The sequence below is a fragment of the Bradyrhizobium sp. USDA3010 genome (assembly GCF_056429065.1).
Genome location: NZ_JBWJZD010000047.1, coordinates 11274 through 29341, shown reverse-complemented (window position 1 = coordinate 29341; position 18068 = coordinate 11274). Strand labels below are relative to the sequence as shown.

Here is an 18068-nt window from a genome sequence, read left to right as displayed (position 1 = left end):
TTTTCATTTGTTGCTGCTTTTAGGGTATTATATACCCCAATTTATGCACTGAAGTGATTTCGAATTGCATAATGCAGAATTTGGGGTACTGAATACCCCAAGGGGCACACCGAGATGATAGGGCAAAAAGGTAAAGTTGAGAGGTTCCTATCCTCGCACCCGGTCTTCACTCGGACCGAGTTCCGCGAAACCGTGTCTCCGGGCCAGCCGCTTTCGTCCTCGGACTCGCTGCTCAGATACCATGCCGCCTCTGGACGGATACGCCATGTCGCGCCGGGTGTGTACGCCTTCGTGCCGCCGCACCTTGACCCGGCGAACTTCCATCCCGACCGGATACTGGTCGCATCGCGCATACGCGCCGATGGCGTCGTCGCCTACCGCACCGCTCTCGAACTGCACGGACTCGCCTATTCGGAAACCTCTCAGACCCAACTCCTCAGCGGAGGTCGCCCGGGCGAGGTGAAGACGCTCGTCGGTCCCGTCCGGTTCGTCGCGCAACCCGCCTCGCTGCGCCGTCGCTCCGAGGAAATGTCCGGCACGGTCACGATGGACCGCCGTGGCCTCGACGTTCTCGCGACCGGCGTCGAGCGGACGCTCGTCGACTGCATCGAGCGACCGGACCTGACCGGTGGCGTCGAGGAACTCGCAAACGCGCTCCACAGCGTCAAAGCGTTCGACGTCGGCAAATTCGCTGAGTTCGCGCTCGGTCGCGACAACCAGACGCTCGTCGGCGTGTGCGGCGCCTGGCTCGAGAGCCGGAAAGACAATCTCTTCGTCGACAAGCAGGTACTAGGCGAACTGAAGCGCGCAGCCCCGCCGGTGCCGCGACCCGCTCTGGGAAGCGATGGCAAAGGCCAAGCGAAGGAAGGCTGGAACGTCGTCCTGCCTTCGGATTTCCTGAATCCGTCCTTTGAAGGGATGTCGCCGGAGATGATGCCATGATCTCGGTCGAACGCCTCGAAAAGATCGCGACCGACGTCAAATTCCAACCGGCCTCGGTCGAGCGCGTCATCCGGTTGATCGACGTGCTCGACCAGATCGCGAACGACCGCGAGCTAGGCAAGCTGCTCGCACTCAAGGGGGCACCGCGCTCAACCTGTTCTATCTCGCACTCGACCGGCTTTCCGTCGACATCGATCTGAACTACATCGGCGCCGCGGATAGGGAAGCCATGTTGCGGGATTCCAAGATCATCAACGCGCGACTTCCTGCGCTCCTGCAGAGCAAGGGGTACGAAATCGCCCGCGATCCTTCTGGCGAACACGCCGGCGGCAAGTGGCGCTTCAGGTACGTCTCGGCCTATCGGCGTCCAGGTACGCTGGAAGCGGACGTGAACTATCTCTTCCGGACACCGTTCTTTGGCTGGGAGAGGATGGAATCCGCGAAGCTCGGCGACTACTTCGCCAAGAACGTCGGCGTTGTCGATCTCCACGAAATCGCCGCCGGCAAGATCGTCGCCCTGGTGGCCCGGCGGGCATCGCGCGACCTGTACGACGCATGGAGGCTGCTGCAGAACGAAGAGAGTGAAGGTCGGAGCGCTTGCAATCGGCGCCGCCTCCAGGGATCTGGATTGGCGAACGGTGTCGCTGAAGGACTACAAATACGATCTCAACGACCTGAACAACAAGCTGCTGTCCGTGGTCAAGAACGGCATGTTCGACGCGGACGGCGGCCCGAAGAAATGGTGCGACCGGATCCTGGCGGAATGTCAGGAAAAACTGGCGTCGCTCTTCAAATATGATGACGGAGAGTTGGCGTTCCTCGACGCGCTTTACGACCGCGGAAGCATCGAAGTCGATACGCTTCCCACGGACGACGACGTGAAGAAGCGCATCGAAGCCTTTCCCGCACTGCGGTGGAAGTCGCAACATGTCGCCCAGCACCCGGGGCGGACGCCCAGGCGCGTCTAGACGCGAACGTCAACATAGCACAGTCTGCATCATGTGGTTGAGCACCGTCAACTCGGTCCCGAGGGCCCAGCTGCGTCGTCATTTCGAACCGAGTTTTCTCACATGCCCTCCAAGCCCATTCAACTGACCAACGACGCGTTCCTGATGTTGCGAAGGGCAATTTCAAACGTGGATGCAGGGATCGGTATTCAGTTGGGCGCGGCCGACATCGTGCCCGCCGCCGAACTGTCGAGGCGGAATACGCCGCCGCCCGCAACAAGGATGATCAGATCGAGCTTCGCGCGACGCCGGCCTCAGTCAAATACATGAAGATGATCGATGACCTGTTGGAAGTCGCGCGTTAGCACCGAGCTTTCTTGATTCTTGGATTATCATCAATCGGCCGACGGTTTGTTTGCCTATTCATCGTTGGTTGCTCGCCGGAGATCGGTTTATGAGCAGCTTCTTTCGGAAGCCCTTTTTGCTCTCGTTGCGCTTTCAATGCTCAATGCGTTATGAGGGAGTTTATGCCCGGCGCTGCAACCATGCACCGGCGTCAGAACATGGCCGAATTCATCTGACGAAACCCAGCGGGTATGCGATGCGATTTCAAGCGTCGGGCTCGATTCACCCGTTGAGCTATGGCGAGGGCATTGAGACGTTGCGCTGGGCGAACTCCCTGGGAACGCGGCCCCAGTCCACATGCTGCCCATGATATTCGTCAATATACGTGCGCCAGCGAGCCGCCTCTCGGAAGGGGAGGCCGTGCAGTCTTATGAAGGCGCCATGCATATTTGCTCTGACCGACTTGTCAGGCTCTGCGAAGAAACACCTCCTGCTCCAGGCCTGGCGGTCCAATGCTGGCTATGTAGTCCAATCCGCGGATGGTCAATGTTGTGTCCGGCCGAATTTCGTTCGGGAGCACACCATGCAGCCGCATTCCTTCCTTGAAGTCTTCGCTCGCCCACTGCTCACCATGCTCCCATCCTTGCGGAAGATACAACTCGAGTGCTGGCACCATAGGTTGCGATTGCACCGGCTGGAACGCCGCGTCGGCCGTTGAATTCTCAAGATCCCATGATGGCATCGAACTTGGCTGATTGACGCTGTCCGCCGGCGAATGGCCAGCGAACGCGAACATCTGCAGAAGCTCGGCAGTATCCAGGCTTTGGGTCGGCAGCCGCCCGGCTTGCTCGGCCTCGAGCCAAATGCTGTCGGGATCGACGTTCTGGTGCAGCGAGGGAACGGTCGCGCCGGGCTGATTGACGCTGTCCGTCGGCGAATGGCCGCCTGAAGCGATCATCTCCAGGAGCTTCGCCGTATCCAGACTCTCAGTGGGCAACAAGCCAGCCTGCTCCGCGCCCGACCAGATGTCCCCAGGATCGACAGCGTCCGACAGCCGGGGACCAACCGGATCCGGCTGAGTGACTTCGTCTTCTGGCGAATGGCCGGGAGAAGCGAGCATCCCCATAAGCTCTGCGGTATCGAGACTTTCGGTTGGCTGCTGATCAACCGGAGCCATATCGTCCTGACGCTCCGCCAAATTGTCGATCGTCTGCGAGAATGTCGGTTCGTCATCCAGGAGCCGCCGAAGCTCCTCCGGGCCGACACTTAAGATCGGCGAGCAGGCCAGAACATCATCTGCCAGCGCAGCTCCGTCCGCACCGGAAGTGCGCTCGGCATTGCGGTATTCACGGATCATGCCGAGCCCTCGGATGAGGCTCTTATTGCTGGGAAACAGCTTATTTGCAAGCTCGAGGAGTGCGATGTGGCCTAGCTGATCAATCTCGAGGCTGCGGGCGGCGATGGCCCCTGCAAACTTGAGGAGAATCTTGACGGAAGCTTCGACGGCTTTCCTGGGGCGTTTACTGACGGCAGCCGCGTCCTCGATGAGACTCTTGTCTTTCGCGGAGGGAGGATAATCGAGTGGGGTCCGCCTTTCCAGGATAGCTGGGTCACGATACTCGAGAAGCACCTCAAGCGCGGAGCTTATCTGCTTGTCGCCCTCGTGTGCTGCCTTGGCATGCGCAAGAAGCGCATGATGATCCAGCGCTGCAATTGTCAGTCCGCGGGCTTTTAGAGATTTCGCCAGCCTGTGAAAAGCCCTGTGATATGTCTCGATTCTGTTGGGTATCCACGTCCGACGCGCGGCAGCTGCCCGGACGGCGCTGTCGATCAGGCTTTCATCCTCTTCGGAGAGAAAGTCTTGCCGCACTTGATCAGGCTCACGATACTTTCGCAGCGCGCTCAATGCCGAAAGCAAATGCGCGGGCTCACCAAGAGACACTCTCGCGTGCGAGACCAAGGCTTCGTGATCGAGCCCGCCAATTGTCTTGCCCTGAGTGCCGAGATCATTTCCCAGGATACGAAGCGATCGGCCGTATTCGTAGATGGTACTTTTCTGCAGACCACCGCCGACAAAGCGGGTGAAGTTGTCGATGAGAGTACGGTCGGTCTCGGACAGGTGCGGATAGATATCCGCCGAAGGCACGGCGGCGTTGACGGGAGAAGGCTCTTTTACGGAGGGAACAACATAGCGCCGGCGCGGGCCGTCAGGTGCATTAGGATTGCGATACCTATGAAGCGCTGTTAACGCTGGACCCATTGCTTTGTCACGCGCCATGAACTTGGCAGCGCGCGCTACCAGAGCGTCGTGGTCCAGTGCAGCAATCGTTTCGCCACGAGACCTCAGATCTTTTTGCAGTTTGAAAAGTGCGTCAGTATATCCCCGCGCAGTGCGTTGGCTTAGATTCCGGCGCGTCCGCTCTGCCTGGACCGCGCACTCGATGACGCTTTGGATATTCGCAGGCGGCTCGGGAGGCGGGGTCTGGCGTACAGCCTCGGTCGCCTCGTGAGGCTCGCCGGCGTTTGCCAATTGCCGCTCGAAGGCCTCCTGCGACGCCTCGCCCGCCTCACGATGTTCCGCGGCGGCCCGTTGCACCTGCATCAAAGCTGCCGGACTGGATGGGAAAGGATTGTCCACGCTCACCTCACTCCGCGGATGGTGGCAGAACAGCTACGCCGGCAAGCTTGCGAGAAGCTGACGGAGCCTTTCGCCCGGCCACAAAAAGTGGCGTACCGATCCTTGTATTTGGTTTTCGTGGACGGGGTGCTGCAATCACCAGCGCTAGCACATTAGATCGCGCGATGTGCGGCCCGGGTGTCCTCAATTGCCGCGGAGGCAGCGGCGCATCGCATGCGCCGCGGATGGATTTTCGTCGACCGCAAGCGCCTGCTGAGAAACCCACTATCTGCTTTGCTGCACGCGAACCGTTGTAGAGTTATCGCAACTAAACTTAGGTTGGCATGGTAAAAGTGTCGTGGGAAGTTATCTTGCTCGAAGATCCGCAGAGCGACGACGCTTGAAACGATGAGCGCCTCAGTGAAGAAAAAGCGAAATCATGTGAGGCAAACAATATCGCTGCAGGACCGCCTGGCTGCGTTTGCAAGGGATCTTGTGGAAATGGCGGCGAGCATGCCAGAAGGCGCGGAGCGGGATAGTCTGCTGAGGCGAGCCCGCACCGCGGAAATTGCAGCTGACATTGGCGATTGGGTCCGGAGCCTCTCCTCCATCGAGGTCCTCGAGGGCCCCGTATCCAGCTCGGGCTCCTCTACGTTCAGGAGCAAGGTTTGCCGGGCTCTGATCCCTGAAGCCAACTTGACCACAGGGCAGGGTAAGAGTGAGCTGCCCGTATCCGAAGAGAATGAGGAGCCGCCCCATGGCGCTCCCCAGATTGCAGAGCCTGTTCTTCACGCGCATTTTCTGGTCGCGCTGGAGCTTCGGCTCATGGTTGGCCCACCGCTCGAGCTGAAGCCTGGCTCATGGCTGCTACGGGAGGTCTGTTCGCTAAAAGACGCAAACGTATCACGAGGAGGGCTGCGTGAACGGCTTTGCCGATGGACAAGCCGATCCAGATACCAATGGCACCGAGGCCAGTTTTCAAGCCGAGCACGTAGCTGACGGAAAGACCGATCAGCCAGTAAGCGATGCCTGCGAAAAACAGTGGCACGCGCGTGTCCCCTAAGCCGCGCAGGCCGCCAGCGGCAATGCTCTGAAGTGCATCAGTAATGAAGAAGCTCGCTCCGACGAGGATGAGAGCTGCAGTCAGCTTGATCGTGGCGTCCGCATTGCTGGCCGACTGGTCGACGAACAGCTCGGCGACTTCAAAGCGCGTGCCGACCACCGCAATCGTAGCGATCGCCGCGATCAGGACTCCAAGCAGCATGGCGGCAAAACCAGCCTGCCTGATACCTGATACATCGTTGCGGCCGAGTGCGTGTCCGATGCGCACGCTCACCGCCATTCCGATGCAAAACGGGATCATGAACAGGGCGGCTGCAACTTGGAATGCGATCTGATGGGCGGCAACCGCTGTAGTGCTGATCGCACCCATCAGGAGCGCCGTCGCAGAGAAAAGACCCGATTCCATGAAAATCGCGACCGAAATCGGCGTGCCGACCACGAGGAACTCCCGCATCAATGGCCAATCGAACCGCCAAAGATATCGGAGCACCTGGTAGTCGCGAAAAGGACGACAGCATGTAACGAACCAAATACCGGCCAGAAAAGTCCCACTGTTCACCAGGCTCGTCGCAAGGCCGGCTCCGAACAAGTCAAGCTGCGGCAGGCCGAATTTGCCGGTGATCAACAGATAGGCCAGCAGTGCGTTGGTCGGAATGGCCGCGAGCGTGATCCACAAGGCCGGCGCCGGGCGATCGACCGCTGCCATGAAACTGCGGATCGCCAAAAACCACAGCGCCGGCAAGATACCCCAGGTGAGCCCAAGCAGATATTGCTGAGCTAAGCGCGCGATAGCTGGTTCGTGGCCAAGCGCAAGCACGATTTGTTCGCCTCGCACCGGCAAAATCATGATCGGCGCCCATAGAACGAGTGCAATCCATAGCCCCATGCGCAGCGAGCTCCGTACTAGGGCTGGGTTTGCCGCGCCACGTGCTTGCGCCGCGAGCGGCCCTACTGCCGAGATCACGCCGGCTGCGAAGGTCAGGCCAACCGATAAGATCATACCGGCGAGCGCGGCAGCCGCGAGGGCCTCGGTGCCGATGTGGCCGATCCAGGCCAGATCCGTCGCCATCATCGCGATCTGTGCAAGCTGCGTGAGTGCGATCGGGGTCGCGAGTGTCGCTGTTGCGGCGAGTTCGCCACTGAGGTGGTGGCAAGCCCCCCATTTGGCCAATCGGTGAGGCCAGGATGATCGGTGCGTGGCGTCCCCAGTCTTTCTCATCGAATGCCGCCGCTCCGGATTGCGCGCTTCAGCCAATTGACCCGCTGATGCGAAATTCGCGCGATCACGGTCGCGTCATCGGCACTCTCATTGCTGATAGCATATTCTCAATCGATGACGCCCCGCTCAAAAATGGTGAGAGCGTTTGGCCGGCAAGGAGAGCAGTCGTTGTTATGAGCGTTGTGCTTGCGACGTCGACTGTCTCGCTTCAGACGCCGTTTGTCTCAACCGCAACGACAGAACGTTTGCAGCGAGTGAATGCCGCGAGAGGCGCATCATTCCCCAATAGAAAACTTTCAAGCGGATTTGGCATGTGGGTTGCTTGAAAGATGCGAGAAGATTATGCGGCCATGATGTTTCTCTCGCAACACATTCGGGTTTTCAGATGAAGCTCTCCGGATCGGTTAATGTCAGAAGTCTCCGCAGGTGCGCTCCACAGCGCGCGCTCCTGCATGGCGACATTTGTTACCTTCAGGTCGCGTTTCGAACGGTCACCATCCAATCCCTCCAATCCCTCCAATCCCTCCAATCCCTCCAATGAGCCCGAGCTCTTCTATCGGTCATCTCGGGCGAGCAGCCGTACACTTGAAGCTGAGCGACAACGACGCATCGGGGCTTGCGCTGGCAGATGATTGAGCTGATGCAGGATGATTGGGATCCTGAGCAATTATTCAGGCAACGGGACGAGCTCAGGGTCAAGTTGCTTCGTGCCCAATCGGTCATAGCCGAATGTAAGGCAGAATTGGCGGAGCTTGAGCGAAGGCTTGACTGTCTATCAGTGTCGGCGCCAACCGATGAACGCCAGCAGAAATCTGCGGCAGACACTGCGGCGCGTAAGGCGCGGCCGCGCAAATCTTAGAGCGTCAATGATCCTGTCGACCCGCTGGCTGCCACGTTCACGAATCAATCCTGGGACCGTTAAATGCAACGGACTTTCGTGAACCCGGAGGCTCAAAGCCTTCAATATCTATTGTGTTGCGAACCGACTGCCGAATGGATGTCAAGATGCGGCTCTTCTATCGGCTTCGTTTTTTGTTGTTCGCGGTGCTTTGGCCGGCGGACGCGCTTTTGATTGGTCACGCTGACAGAGGACGTATCGTCCGTGGTTCCGACGGGACACCATGTTTCCGGATAGGGCGCTCACGCGGAGGTGTTCAATCTCTTTGTTAGAGAGCTAAGCCAGAGTGCTTAATCGGCCGTGATCGCTCGCCAAGATCAAGGCAGGTCACGCCCCCGTGATCGGGGAAGCTGACCAGCCTCATTTGGCTCCGCCTGGATGTTGATGAGAGTTGCTTGACTATGTTCCTCAGGGGCCTCGAGCAGGGGCTGATAATGGCAATCACCTGAGCTCGCGGATGCTAAAAAGAGGGTTCGAGGAACGTCGAAAGCCATATGCGAACAGCGATTTCGTCAGCTTCTCGAAAGCTTGTACGAATACGAACTAACGTGGATAGGCTTCGAGGTGAGGTTTGTGCGTGGACTCGCATGATTTCGACGCGTTGACCCGATGCCGTCTGTACCGGATCAATTCGCAGTCCCGATCGATCCAGATGTCTTCAATTTCCCTTCCCTGCCGCGTTCTCCGGACGAACTTGGTCGACTGCTCGATGATGCGCCCGCAACCAGCAGAGCGGACCAGTTCACCGGCCGGTCGCCGAACCTTGTCGCCGGTTCCGACAGTATCGACTTCGAATACATGCCGTTCTCACCAGGCGAGCTCCGCGGGCTGCTGGATGATGACCCCGCGTCGATTGGTATAAATCGGTCAGTCGGCAATTTGCCGGTCCCGGCGGATCCAGATGGGTTCATATTCAACGAAGAGCAGATGCCACCAGGAGAGCTTCGGCGATTGCTTGACGATGAGCCGGCATCCCCAGCCATGCATCAACCGCCTCGCCGCTTGCCAAGCGACTATTAGACCAAACGAGGGATCGCCGCAGAGCCCTGAGTTTGCTCTGGCGGCCGATTTAATTTGCGGCGACCCACGGCACGTCTAGCCGTTATCGAGCGTATCACCTTGGCTTTCAGCCGGCTTTGATTCGATCGCCATGGCTCAACCGGATTGCTTTTCGCCCACAGTACTCCTGGAGCTTTAGATGAAGATGCATTTTGTAGCGCAGAGTATGTTCCCTGTCGGCACGTGATCAGCTCTCAGTTCATGACTGAAGACGTCGATGGCGGATTGCAGGCTGATTTTGTAAGTCTTCCTACCTAAGCCGCAGGTGTGACCCGCGCAAGCCTCTCTCAGCTATGAGCTGATCGGCGAAATCGCGTGCCCCCTTGCAGGGCCGTTCATCGCCCCTTGCAGCAATGCTGCTGCGAGCGCGTAAAACTCTATGCAGCCTCTGCGTCTTATAAATGTCATCTTGCGCGGCGAGTGAGGCGAGCCGCGGCGGATCGGTTCGCGTGCGCAAGACAGTTAGGCCGCATCGATCCACGCGGCAAAGAGACGAGGTCGATGACACAGCCTTTTCGAGCATGCAGTCTGTTATCCATCATTGCCTGCATCATTCTCTGCCCGGCCGCCAACGCGCAAGATCGTCGCATCGTTACCGAACCTATTGCACCACAGACGGTGTGCGACCGGCCCGTGCCGTCCGGCAAGCAAGATACGGTCACCTTGCAAGATGCCATCGACCAATGTCCGTCGGGGGCCGCCGTATATTTAGGGCGGGGCGAGTTCCGGTCGGGTCCGCTCGAAATGAAATCGGGCGTGACGTTATGGATCGGACGAGGCGCCAAGCTCATCGCCGTCCCCCAACCAGCCGCTTACGATAAGGGCCGCGGACAGTGTGGTCGCATCTCAGGCAAGGGCGATGGTTGCCGGCCGTTCATCAGCTTTTCCAAAACCCGTGGCGGCGGTATCTACGGGGACGGCATCATCGATGGTCAGGGCGGTGCAACCATGGTCGGGAGCGCCGAAACCTGGTGGCAACTGGCCCGCCGCGCCCAAGTCGAGGGCGGCAACCAAAACGCCCCGCGCTTGATCCAGATCGATCATGCGCAAGACATCACGTTCACGGGTGTCACCTTGCGCAATGCACCCAATTTTCATATCGCGATGAACCGGGTCGAAGGTGCCACTTTTTGGGGCCTCACGATCGATGCCCCAGCGGACGCCCGCAATACCGACGGTATCGACCCTGGCGCGAGCCAGGATGTGACCATAACCCGCAGCTTCATCCGAACGGGAGACGACAACGTCGCTATCAAGGCCGGCGATAATGGCTCAAGCAGCCATATCTCCATCATTGATAATTATTTCGGCTGGGGGCACGGCATGTCGATCGGCAGCGAGGTGAATTCCGGGGCCAGCGACATACTGGTGCGTAATCTGACGCTGGATGGAACGACGTCTGGTCTGCGCATCAAGAGCGATGTCAGTCGAGGTGGCCTGGTCGAGCGCGTGACTTATGAAAACGTGTGCCTGAGGGGCAACCGCTGGCCGCTGGCGTTCGATGCGAAATACGATCCGCGCGCGCAGGGCTCGAGGATTCCGGTCTATCGGCAGATTGTTCTGCGCCATGTGCGTGGCGACGATGGCGCACTGGTGATGCGCGGCGTAGACGAGCGGCATGTCCTTGACGTGAAACTCGAGGATGTCCGATTTGCCAGTTCCGCGATCTGGCAGCTCGAACATGCAAAGGTGACCGCCGATCACTCTGACGTGTCGCCGCCGCTGCCGGGGCAAGCTGCAGAGACGTTGTCGCGCGGATCGGACACTTGTTCTAGGGCATTCCGAGACGCTAACCGCTAACCGCTAGGCGCTGCGACTCCGGCGCCGGCAGGGGAGAGCCCGCATCGATAGGCTTGAACTGAGGAGATTGCGGAAGGTGAGCCTGATGGCCCGCGCCCGTTGCGCGATTGGTTTGCAAGGGCTGACATCGCGAGAGTTACGCACAGGTTCTGGTTCGGCGATGAAAGTATCGACCATCCGCGAGGCTATAGCGCGGCGGCGGGTTACATCGACTGCATCGGACGCGCCGCAAACGCCACCAAGGGGAAGATCAAATGCGAATGTTCGTGACGTCCGCCGCGCTTCTGGCTGGATGTTTCTGCATCCCGGCAGCATACGCCGAGACAATATCGGTGTCGCATGCCGCAAACGCGGACTATCGCTCCGTGCAGGAAGCCATCGACGCGTTGCCGGCGCAAGGCGGGGAAATTCGGATCGCGCCGGGGACCTATCGCGAGAAGGTCAAAACCTCCAAATCCGGTATTCATATCGTAGGGACTGGCAGCAAACCGGAGGATACGGTCATTGTGTATGGCGACGGCGCAATCAATGCGGGAGGAACCGCGCGTTCGGCTACACTGGATGCCGCTGGCGATGACGTCCGGATCGAAAATCTGACCATCCAGAACGACTACGCGCTCAATCCAACCAATCCCCTATCGCAAGGAGTTGCGCTGTCCGTTACGGGAGACAGGGACGTCATTACGCGCGTCCGCCTGCTCGGTGCCCAGGACACGCTGTTTGCCGGCAAGCGGCCGAACGGCCAAATGTCACGACAATACTTCTCGGAGTGCTACATCGAGGGGCATGTCGATTTCATATTCGGCAACGCCAAGGCCTACTTCCGGAACTGTGAGTTGCATGGCATCGCCAATCAGGCCGTCGTGTATACTGCCCAGAGCAAAGAGGCGCCGGAGGAGGACAGTGCTTACGTCTTCGATCATTGCAGGCTGACTGCCGAGCCCGCTGCGCGCTACGTTGCGCTTGGCCGGCCTTGGCGTCCGTATGCCACTGTGGTCTTCCTGTCGACGAAGATAGATGTACCCATCATCGCGGAAGGCTGGCGTGAATGGGATCCGGGCAAGACCGGCGCGTTGAGGACGAGCTATTATGCTGAATACAAATCCTCAGGAATCGGGGCCAATCCCTCTGGCCGCGAGCCTCACTCCCATCAACTGACGGATCGCGAAGCTGTGAGATGGTCATTGAAGGTGTTCTTCGGGGGTGCCACAGATTGGCTGCCGAGCGAGCCGTCGGAATGAAACAGGAGTCGAGCAACGCCGAAATCTGGATCGGCGCTCCGTCGTCTGGTTCTACGCTTGCCGCGCAAGGCTCTCGGCCGATGACCGACGCCATCAGGCAGGAATTAAGCCTCCTGCAGCCAAAGGCCGCTTCACAGCTTCAGGCCGTGGTCGTTGAGCACCTTGTCTCTCAGGGCGCCCTTGATCTCGCGGGCAATCTCCTTGCGAACCGCAGCACCCAACTCTAGCTTCGCGTCCTCGACAAGGTCAGATCCGACCCCGATCAAACCTTTGTCGGTGAGCTGTTGCTGCAGCCGGCTGGCGAACTCCGTCCCCATTGCAGCAATGAGCTCGTCGTGCGCCATGGCATGGTCTTTGGGTACGATGTGACGCACAACGTCGTCCCAAGGTTGCCAGTCCACCGCCAAATAGTCGGCGAATTCCGCCGCCTCCTTGTCCCGCACGGATGTCTCTGCGCTATCAACGTCAGCGTCGGTGACGCCGGAGACTTCAAAGAAGCGCATGTCCGGCGCGACGTGTTGCAATCCCAGCCGCTCGCGGAGTTTATTTTGATAAGCAAGAAAGACCTCAATGGCGTCGATGCCTTCGACGTTGTTGCCCGAGCTTAGCGAGCGAACCTTCTCGCGCGCAATCTTCTCCAGCGCGTCCAGGCGGAACATGACCCGCCCCAGATCGATGAGATCGGGAAGCCGGGCCTTGTTGTTATAGGCGCCGTTCTCGGCGTCTGCGATGAGGCGTGCGGTCTGCATGCCGCTCCAGGTCAAAGTTCTGCGATCCTCGCAGCTCTGGTTGGGGTGCCGTAGCGGGAGTGGTTGGAAAATGAAGGCGGCGTAATCTCCAGCTTGGATCAACAAGCGATGCCGGCGTTTCAGCGCCGGTGGAGATCACGCCATGACGAAGACTATCACGACGCCTTGCCTGCCGCAGTCCGAAATCGAGACGACAGAGCGGCTTTTCGACAACTGGTTCGATCCGATCGAAGCTGGCCTTCGCGAGCGAACCCGGGAATTCCTGCAAGCGATGTTCGAAGCTGAGCTCGACGAGGTGCTGGCGCGCTCGCGCTACGCCCGACGGGCGAGGCCGGCGAGTGGCGACTCGAAGGCCGGGCCCGCCACCACTGGTCACCGCCACGGGCATCGATCGCGCTCGCTGCTGGGCACGTTCGGGAACGTGGAGATCGCAGTGCCGCGCGCCCGCTTGAATACCTCCGACGGCAAGACCACCGAGTGGAAAAGCGACGCACTGCGAGCCTACCAGCGCCGCACGCTGGCCGCCGACGCGCTGATCGCCGGCTGCTACCTGGCAGGCACCAACACCCGCCGCGTGCGCCGCGCGCTAGGGTCCTTGTTCGGCGGCGCGGTCGGCAAGGACACGGTGAGCCGGGTGTGGCGCAAAGTGAAGAGCGATTGGGATGCGTGGAATGGCCGCTCGCTGGCCGAGGAGCCGATCGTGCGGCTGATCCTCGACGGCACCATTGTCCGTGTGCGGCTCGACCGCAAGGCCACATCGACCTCGCTGCTCGTTGTCATCGGCGTGCGTGCGGACGGCCAGAAGATCTTGCTGGCGGTCAAGGCCATGGGCAGCGAGAGCACCGAAGCCTGGCGGGCTGTGCTCGAGGATCTAATCCGGCGCGGCCTGCGACGGCCCCAGTTCCTCATCGTCGACGGCGCGCCCGGGCTCGATAGTGCGATCGCCGCCGTGTGGGACGGCGCGCCGGTGCAGCGCTGTACCGTGCACAAGCACAGGAACCTGCTTGCGCATGCCCCCGAGCGCCTGCACGAAGAGATCACCGCCGACTACAACGACATGATCTACGCGGGGACGCGCGAGGAGATCGAGGCGCGACGCAAGGCCTTCATCCGCAAATGGCGGCTCAAGCATCGTGCGGTGGCCGACAGCCTGCAGGAGGCCGGCGACCGGCTCTTCACCTTCACCCGACTTCCGCCGAGTCAGTGGAAGAGCGCGCGGACCACGAATGCCATCGAGCGCCTGCACGAGGAGTTCAAGCGACGGATCAAGACGCAGACCGTGTTGCCATCGGCGGACACCGCGGCAATGTTGTTCTGGGCGTTGCTCGCCTCCGGCCAGATCAACATGCGCAAAGTCGATGGCTGGAATACGTTCGCTACAAAGCCCATCGATCAGCCAATTGACCTCGCCGCATGATCAGATAGCTTCACCTTGCTGGAGATCACGCCGCGAATCCCAACCACATTCCGGGCGGCACCCTGGTTCCAGGGCCAGTTGGAAGTAGCGCGTGCACAATTGCGGGTTTATCGCCGCCCGCCGCAGATCATTGGCGACCGACTGGCGGAATTCGTCATTGTCAGAGTTGACGGATTCTCGCAGCTTGTCGAGGAAAAGCGCGTATTCCCGGGCGCCCGGCTCTTCTTCAAAAGTCTGCCAGGCCGCCAGCACCTCACTGTCGCCCTCCTTCGGATTGCCCCTGAGCCAGCCCGCGACTGTTTCAGTGAGAGCTTCGGCCTGCTCGTCGTCTGTTCCGGACAGTTCACTTACGTCCTCGCGCGAAAGCTGGACGGTCGGACCGCCGTAATCCTCAGCGCCCAAAATTGTATCTAAATTCGTCAGCATTTGCTCAGGAAGGGGATTTTCAACCAGAACTATACACGCCTGATGTCGACGGCGATGTTGGCTCTGTCAGTTTGCCAAGCGGCAACCTCGCCGCTCGTCGGTACATCAGGCCCGAGCCTGGCTCGGAAGGTTTCGAAGCGACAGTCTCTCAAGCGAGCGCGGGGTGAACCCGATCGAGTCAAGCGATCCATTCAACACGGAAGTTTGGATATAAGGGTACGCTGCTCTGCTAGATCAGCATCGGTGAGAAAATAATCCGGCAACATGCCTGCGGGTCAACAGCCCCGCAGAAGGGGGGCGTCGGCGACCGCGGCGCCGATCAGGAGGAAGGCTTTCTCCTCCAGGCCTTCCAGATCGCGGCCCTGTAACTTCCAACTAGCGGACCATTGACTCCCAATCAGCCGGCACAGGTAGTTCCAATCTTCCGGATTCGGAGATGGCATGTTCGATCGGTTTGTGGAGCGACGGGCGGAAGAAGCCCTTTCTGATACGCCGGTGGCACTGATTGTAGGCCCGCGCCGTGCCCGAAAGACCACGCTTGTTCGAAAAATGGGAGAAGCCGGGCGGACCTATATCACGCTCGACGATCAAACGATCCTCGAGGCCGCCCAGTCCGATCCGGCCGGCTTCATTCGCGGCCTTCGACCGGGCTATCATCGACGAAATCCAGCGCGCCCCTGACCTGCTGCTGGCCATCAAGAAGACGGTCGACGAGGACTATCGGCCGGGTCGCTTCCTGCTCACCGGCTCGGCGAATGTCCTGACTTTGCCGCGGGTTGCCGACAGCCTGGCCGGCCGGATGGAGACCATCCAGATGCTGCCGCTCGCAAGGGCTGAGGTCGAAGGCCGGACCCCGACTTTCTTGGAGCATCTCTTCGCAGGAAAGCTCCGGCAGCAGAACGGCGCTTGCCATAGTCAGAAGAAAACCAGCGTAGACACCAGCAGATTGAGGGCGTGCTCGGTGTGAAGCGTATGTGTGACGCTTGTCGGGTTGTGGATGTATGACAGCCCGGCGCTTGTATAGATGCCCGGGGCGAGATGGGCAGTATATGTGCCCGTGATCGCCAGGGTATCGCGATGCGCAAGCTGGCCTTTAGCCAGGGCAGCATCCACGGCGAATTTGCTCCAGGTCGTGTTGCTGGCGACAAGAGCAATCAGATCCTTGGGACGACTATCAAACGGCCCTTTCGTATAAAGACGAAGCTCGTAATACTGGCTGATCCTGTTGAGGTCAGGCGGAGCTGCCATGACAGAGAATCCGCCATAGAGTCCGCGAGACGGCGACCCAGTGGCATCAGTTTGCCAAAATTGCCGGTCCGCACCGATGTACTGGAAATTGTTGCCGCTCACTCGCTGTTGATCCGGGTCCGCCAAATTCTTGTAGCGGCTGGTATTGAAACCAGTGCCGGCCCGGAGCCATGTGTCGGGCGATCCAGGAGCGGCCTTGCTCCTGTAGCCGATTTCATCGATGAGAAGCGTGCTCGAATTGGCCGTGCTCCAGTTCAAGCCGGCGGGATTCTCCCTTATCTCGGCGTAGGGACCATCCGGACTGATTGAGCGCTGGAGTGAAATCTTGTTGTAGAAGCGATCGTCAAAATTGTACTTCAGGTTGACCGCCGGCGTGGGCGCAGCATTGGTGCTCACCCCTGCCTGGATCAAGGCGAACATGTTCGATCCGGTCATCCCTCCGAACAATGTGCCGGTAAACTCATTCTGGTTTCTCAGGTAACCAAGTTTGAGTTCGAGTTTCCTGTCGAGGAAAGTCTGGTAGTAGGCGAGCGTGTTGAGCCCCACTCTGTCAGGCCCCGGGCGATCCCACGTCCAGTATTGCTGCTCGGCTCCGACGACAATCTGGCCATCGGGAATGCCAAATCGGCTGAGATCGTAAGTGACGATCAAGAAGTTCGCCGAAGCGAAGGTCGGGTTCTGGCCCATGTAAAGCTGGTTTGCGGTTGAGCTTCTCGCCGCATTTGGCAGCTGATTATCTACAAACGTGTTGTGTGTCCAACCGAGATAGCTAATGCCGACATCTGCCAGCGCGGACCGAACGCCGCCTTTCTCCTGATCAATCGTATCTGCAGGGCCAGGTATGGCGAGCCACAACCCTTTTTCACGCAGATTGTCGTACCTGGCGAAGGGATCGATGGGCTTTTGCGTTCGCGTCTGAGCAAATCTATCAACGCTGCTGCGCTTTTCGCCAGACGTATCGGCACGTGCCGCATACCACGGGCGCCGAGGCCGGATTGCTCGACGCATCATCCCGGTCTGCAACTTTATCGCCGGACCGGAAGCTTGTCTGCTTTCGCTGGCTTGACCTACAGTGTCGTTTCCGGGATCGAGCTCGTGCCCGGTTTGTGCCCGCGCGGAGTTGCCGAACAGCCAAGCCGCCAGCGAAACTGCGATAGCCCGTCTACATCGTTTGCCGATTGGCCGAAACGTGAAAGCAGATGCCAAGGCGGCGGAAGATGTTCGAAGCGACGTCACCGCAAGAAACCAATCACGCATAGCGTACTTCAGGTCCGTGTCAGCCAGTCATGATTGGAAAGAACTGTCGCCTGATTGGGCGAGAGTGGCATCCCAACATTTTCGCTCCCGAGGAGGGAGCAGATGATCTGCTCTGCAATTCACTTGCGCATCAGGCCGGAGGGCCGAAAGAGAGCAGCGCGCGCTGGTGCGGCGAGAGGTTTATGACGAATGCCTTTACCCTCGCTCTCACTTTATGAACACAGCCTCCCTGCTCGCCGTGGGACAGAGTGGGCTGACGTTGGCGGGTACCTTGCTGGAAGACCCCTTTACTGACGAAGTGGCAGGCACCAGGAAGCAAGTCCCGTGGGGCACGAGCCACGGGTTTATGGAGTTTTGTGATTCCGTTGGGCCAGGCAATCGACTGGATCTGCGACCAGCCGCCTCTGGAATGTCTGCGCTCGTAGATCGCACGACGACGCCCATCCTGTTGGTCCCAGGTGAATGGACAAAACAGCCTTCGAGCGGCTTTGGTGGAGGCGGGCGAGCAGCTGGCTCCGTAAGAGCTGTTGGGACGGCCGAGTCTGTCTTGCATAGCGGGTCCTTCCCGTGCGCGGCTTTCGTTGGTCCCGCTTTGCATGCGCCCGTGATCTCAATCAACCTGCTGAGATTGGTAGTTGATCGTGCGCAATGGTTGCCCTCCCTATGAGGAATTGACGTTCAGCCGTCGCTTAAGCGGCGCGTCTTGAGTGAAGCGGCAGGTCCTTCAAGGCGCGCAGGAAGCAAAATGGGCAGGCGGCCGAGGAGGACCGCGAAAACATGACATTATCGGCAGTCGGAACCTTTGGAGCGCGCGAACACCGCAAGCGCTCGGATCGGCGAA

Annotated in this window: 11 protein-coding genes and 2 pseudogenes; 8 read left to right on the top strand and 5 right to left on the bottom strand. The window is 59.6% G+C overall.

The window, feature by feature from the left end:
• The first annotated feature begins 279 nt into the window (after nt 1–279).
• The 4 genes and pseudogenes from AC066Y_RS38310 (at nt 280) to AC066Y_RS38295 (ending at nt 1910) form a co-directional block, all read left to right on the top strand.
• The gene (locus AC066Y_RS38310) at nt 280–942 is read left to right on the top strand and encodes a type IV toxin-antitoxin system AbiEi family antitoxin domain-containing protein (RefSeq protein WP_478278380.1); all 663 of its coding nucleotides are present in this window, start codon (nt 280–282) and stop codon (nt 940–942) included.
• Complete coding sequence (locus tag AC066Y_RS38305) at nt 939–1142, top strand: hypothetical protein (protein ID WP_244485088.1); 204 nt, start codon at nt 939–941, stop codon at nt 1140–1142. The genes AC066Y_RS38310 and AC066Y_RS38305 overlap by 4 nt, the downstream gene beginning before the upstream one ends.
• Nucleotides 1097–1495, top strand: a pseudogene (locus tag AC066Y_RS38300) (nucleotidyl transferase AbiEii/AbiGii toxin family protein); the annotation flags it as partial. The gene AC066Y_RS38305 and the pseudogene AC066Y_RS38300, both read left to right, overlap by 46 nt.
• Before the next feature lie 85 nt (nt 1496–1580).
• Nucleotides 1581–1910, top strand: a complete 330-nt coding sequence (locus AC066Y_RS38295; RefSeq protein ID WP_478278379.1) for a hypothetical protein — start codon at nt 1581–1583, stop codon at nt 1908–1910.
• A gap of 790 nt (nt 1911–2700) precedes the next feature.
• Here the strand turns inward: AC066Y_RS38295 and AC066Y_RS38290 are convergent.
• Complete coding sequence (locus AC066Y_RS38290) at nt 2701–4872, bottom strand: hypothetical protein (protein WP_478278378.1); 2172 nt, start codon at nt 4870–4872, stop codon at nt 2701–2703.
• Nucleotides 4873–5674: 802 nt separating this feature from the next.
• The gene (locus AC066Y_RS38285; protein ID WP_478278390.1) at nt 5675–7132 is read right to left on the bottom strand and encodes an MATE family efflux transporter; all 1458 of its coding nucleotides are present in this window, start codon (nt 7130–7132) and stop codon (nt 5675–5677) included.
• A gap of 2458 nt (nt 7133–9590) precedes the next feature.
• Here AC066Y_RS38285 and AC066Y_RS38280 point away from each other — a divergent pair.
• Together AC066Y_RS38280 and AC066Y_RS38275 are read left to right on the top strand one after the other, a co-directional pair.
• Nucleotides 9591–10889 carry a glycoside hydrolase family 28 protein gene (locus AC066Y_RS38280; protein WP_478278377.1) on the top strand — a complete coding sequence of 433 codons (1299 nt, stop codon included), beginning with the start codon at nt 9591–9593 and terminating at the stop codon, nt 10887–10889.
• 254 nt (nt 10890–11143) lie between these two features.
• Nucleotides 11144–12130 carry a pectinesterase family protein gene (locus tag AC066Y_RS38275; RefSeq protein ID WP_478278376.1) on the top strand — a complete coding sequence of 329 codons (987 nt, stop codon included), beginning with the start codon at nt 11144–11146 and terminating at the stop codon, nt 12128–12130.
• A 131-nt stretch (nt 12131–12261) separates the two neighbouring features.
• Here the strand turns inward: AC066Y_RS38275 and AC066Y_RS38270 are convergent, their stop codons facing one another.
• The gene (locus AC066Y_RS38270; protein ID WP_478278375.1) at nt 12262–12981 is read right to left on the bottom strand and encodes an NEL-type E3 ubiquitin ligase domain-containing protein; all 720 of its coding nucleotides are present in this window, start codon (nt 12979–12981) and stop codon (nt 12262–12264) included.
• Between the two features lie 40 nt (nt 12982–13021).
• On the opposite strand from AC066Y_RS38270, the gene AC066Y_RS38265 reads away from it, so the two are divergent.
• The gene (locus tag AC066Y_RS38265; protein ID WP_478278374.1) at nt 13022–14296 is read left to right on the top strand and encodes an IS256 family transposase; all 1275 of its coding nucleotides are present in this window, start codon (nt 13022–13024) and stop codon (nt 14294–14296) included.
• Here the strand turns inward: AC066Y_RS38265 and AC066Y_RS38260 are convergent, their stop codons facing one another.
• Nucleotides 14297–14722: an NEL-type E3 ubiquitin ligase domain-containing protein gene (locus AC066Y_RS38260; protein WP_478278373.1), complete on the bottom strand. Its 426-nt coding sequence runs from the start codon at nt 14720–14722 to the stop codon at nt 14297–14299.
• A gap of 441 nt (nt 14723–15163) precedes the next feature.
• Between AC066Y_RS38260 and AC066Y_RS38255 the strand changes: the two are divergent.
• Nucleotides 15164–15629: pseudogene (locus tag AC066Y_RS38255) on the top strand (ATP-binding protein); the annotation flags it as partial.
• Nucleotides 15630–15637: 8 nt separating this feature from the next.
• On the opposite strand, the gene AC066Y_RS38250 reads toward AC066Y_RS38255, so the two are convergent.
• Nucleotides 15638–17227 carry a carbohydrate porin gene (locus AC066Y_RS38250; RefSeq protein WP_478278372.1) on the bottom strand — a complete coding sequence of 530 codons (1590 nt, stop codon included), beginning with the start codon at nt 17225–17227 and terminating at the stop codon, nt 15638–15640.
• Between the last annotated feature and the right edge of the window lie 841 nt (nt 17228–18068).

Excerpts from the sequence above, each read along its gene's own strand:
- AC066Y_RS38280 (WP_478278377.1), top strand. The coding sequence starts at position 9,591 with ATGACACAGCCTTTTCGAGCATGCAGTCTGTTATCCATCATTGCCTGC.
- AC066Y_RS38285 (WP_478278390.1), bottom strand. The coding sequence starts at position 7,132 with ATGAGAAAGACTGGGGACGCCACGCACCGATCATCCTGGCCTCACCGA.
- AC066Y_RS38260 (WP_478278373.1), bottom strand. The coding sequence starts at position 14,722 with ATGCTGACGAATTTAGATACAATTTTGGGCGCTGAGGATTACGGCGGT.
- AC066Y_RS38265 (WP_478278374.1), top strand. The coding sequence starts at position 13,022 with ATGACGAAGACTATCACGACGCCTTGCCTGCCGCAGTCCGAAATCGAG.
- AC066Y_RS38305 (WP_244485088.1), top strand. The coding sequence starts at position 939 with ATGATCTCGGTCGAACGCCTCGAAAAGATCGCGACCGACGTCAAATTC.
- AC066Y_RS38250 (WP_478278372.1), bottom strand. The coding sequence starts at position 17,227 with ATGCGTGATTGGTTTCTTGCGGTGACGTCGCTTCGAACATCTTCCGCC.
- AC066Y_RS38275 (WP_478278376.1), top strand. The coding sequence starts at position 11,144 with ATGCGAATGTTCGTGACGTCCGCCGCGCTTCTGGCTGGATGTTTCTGC.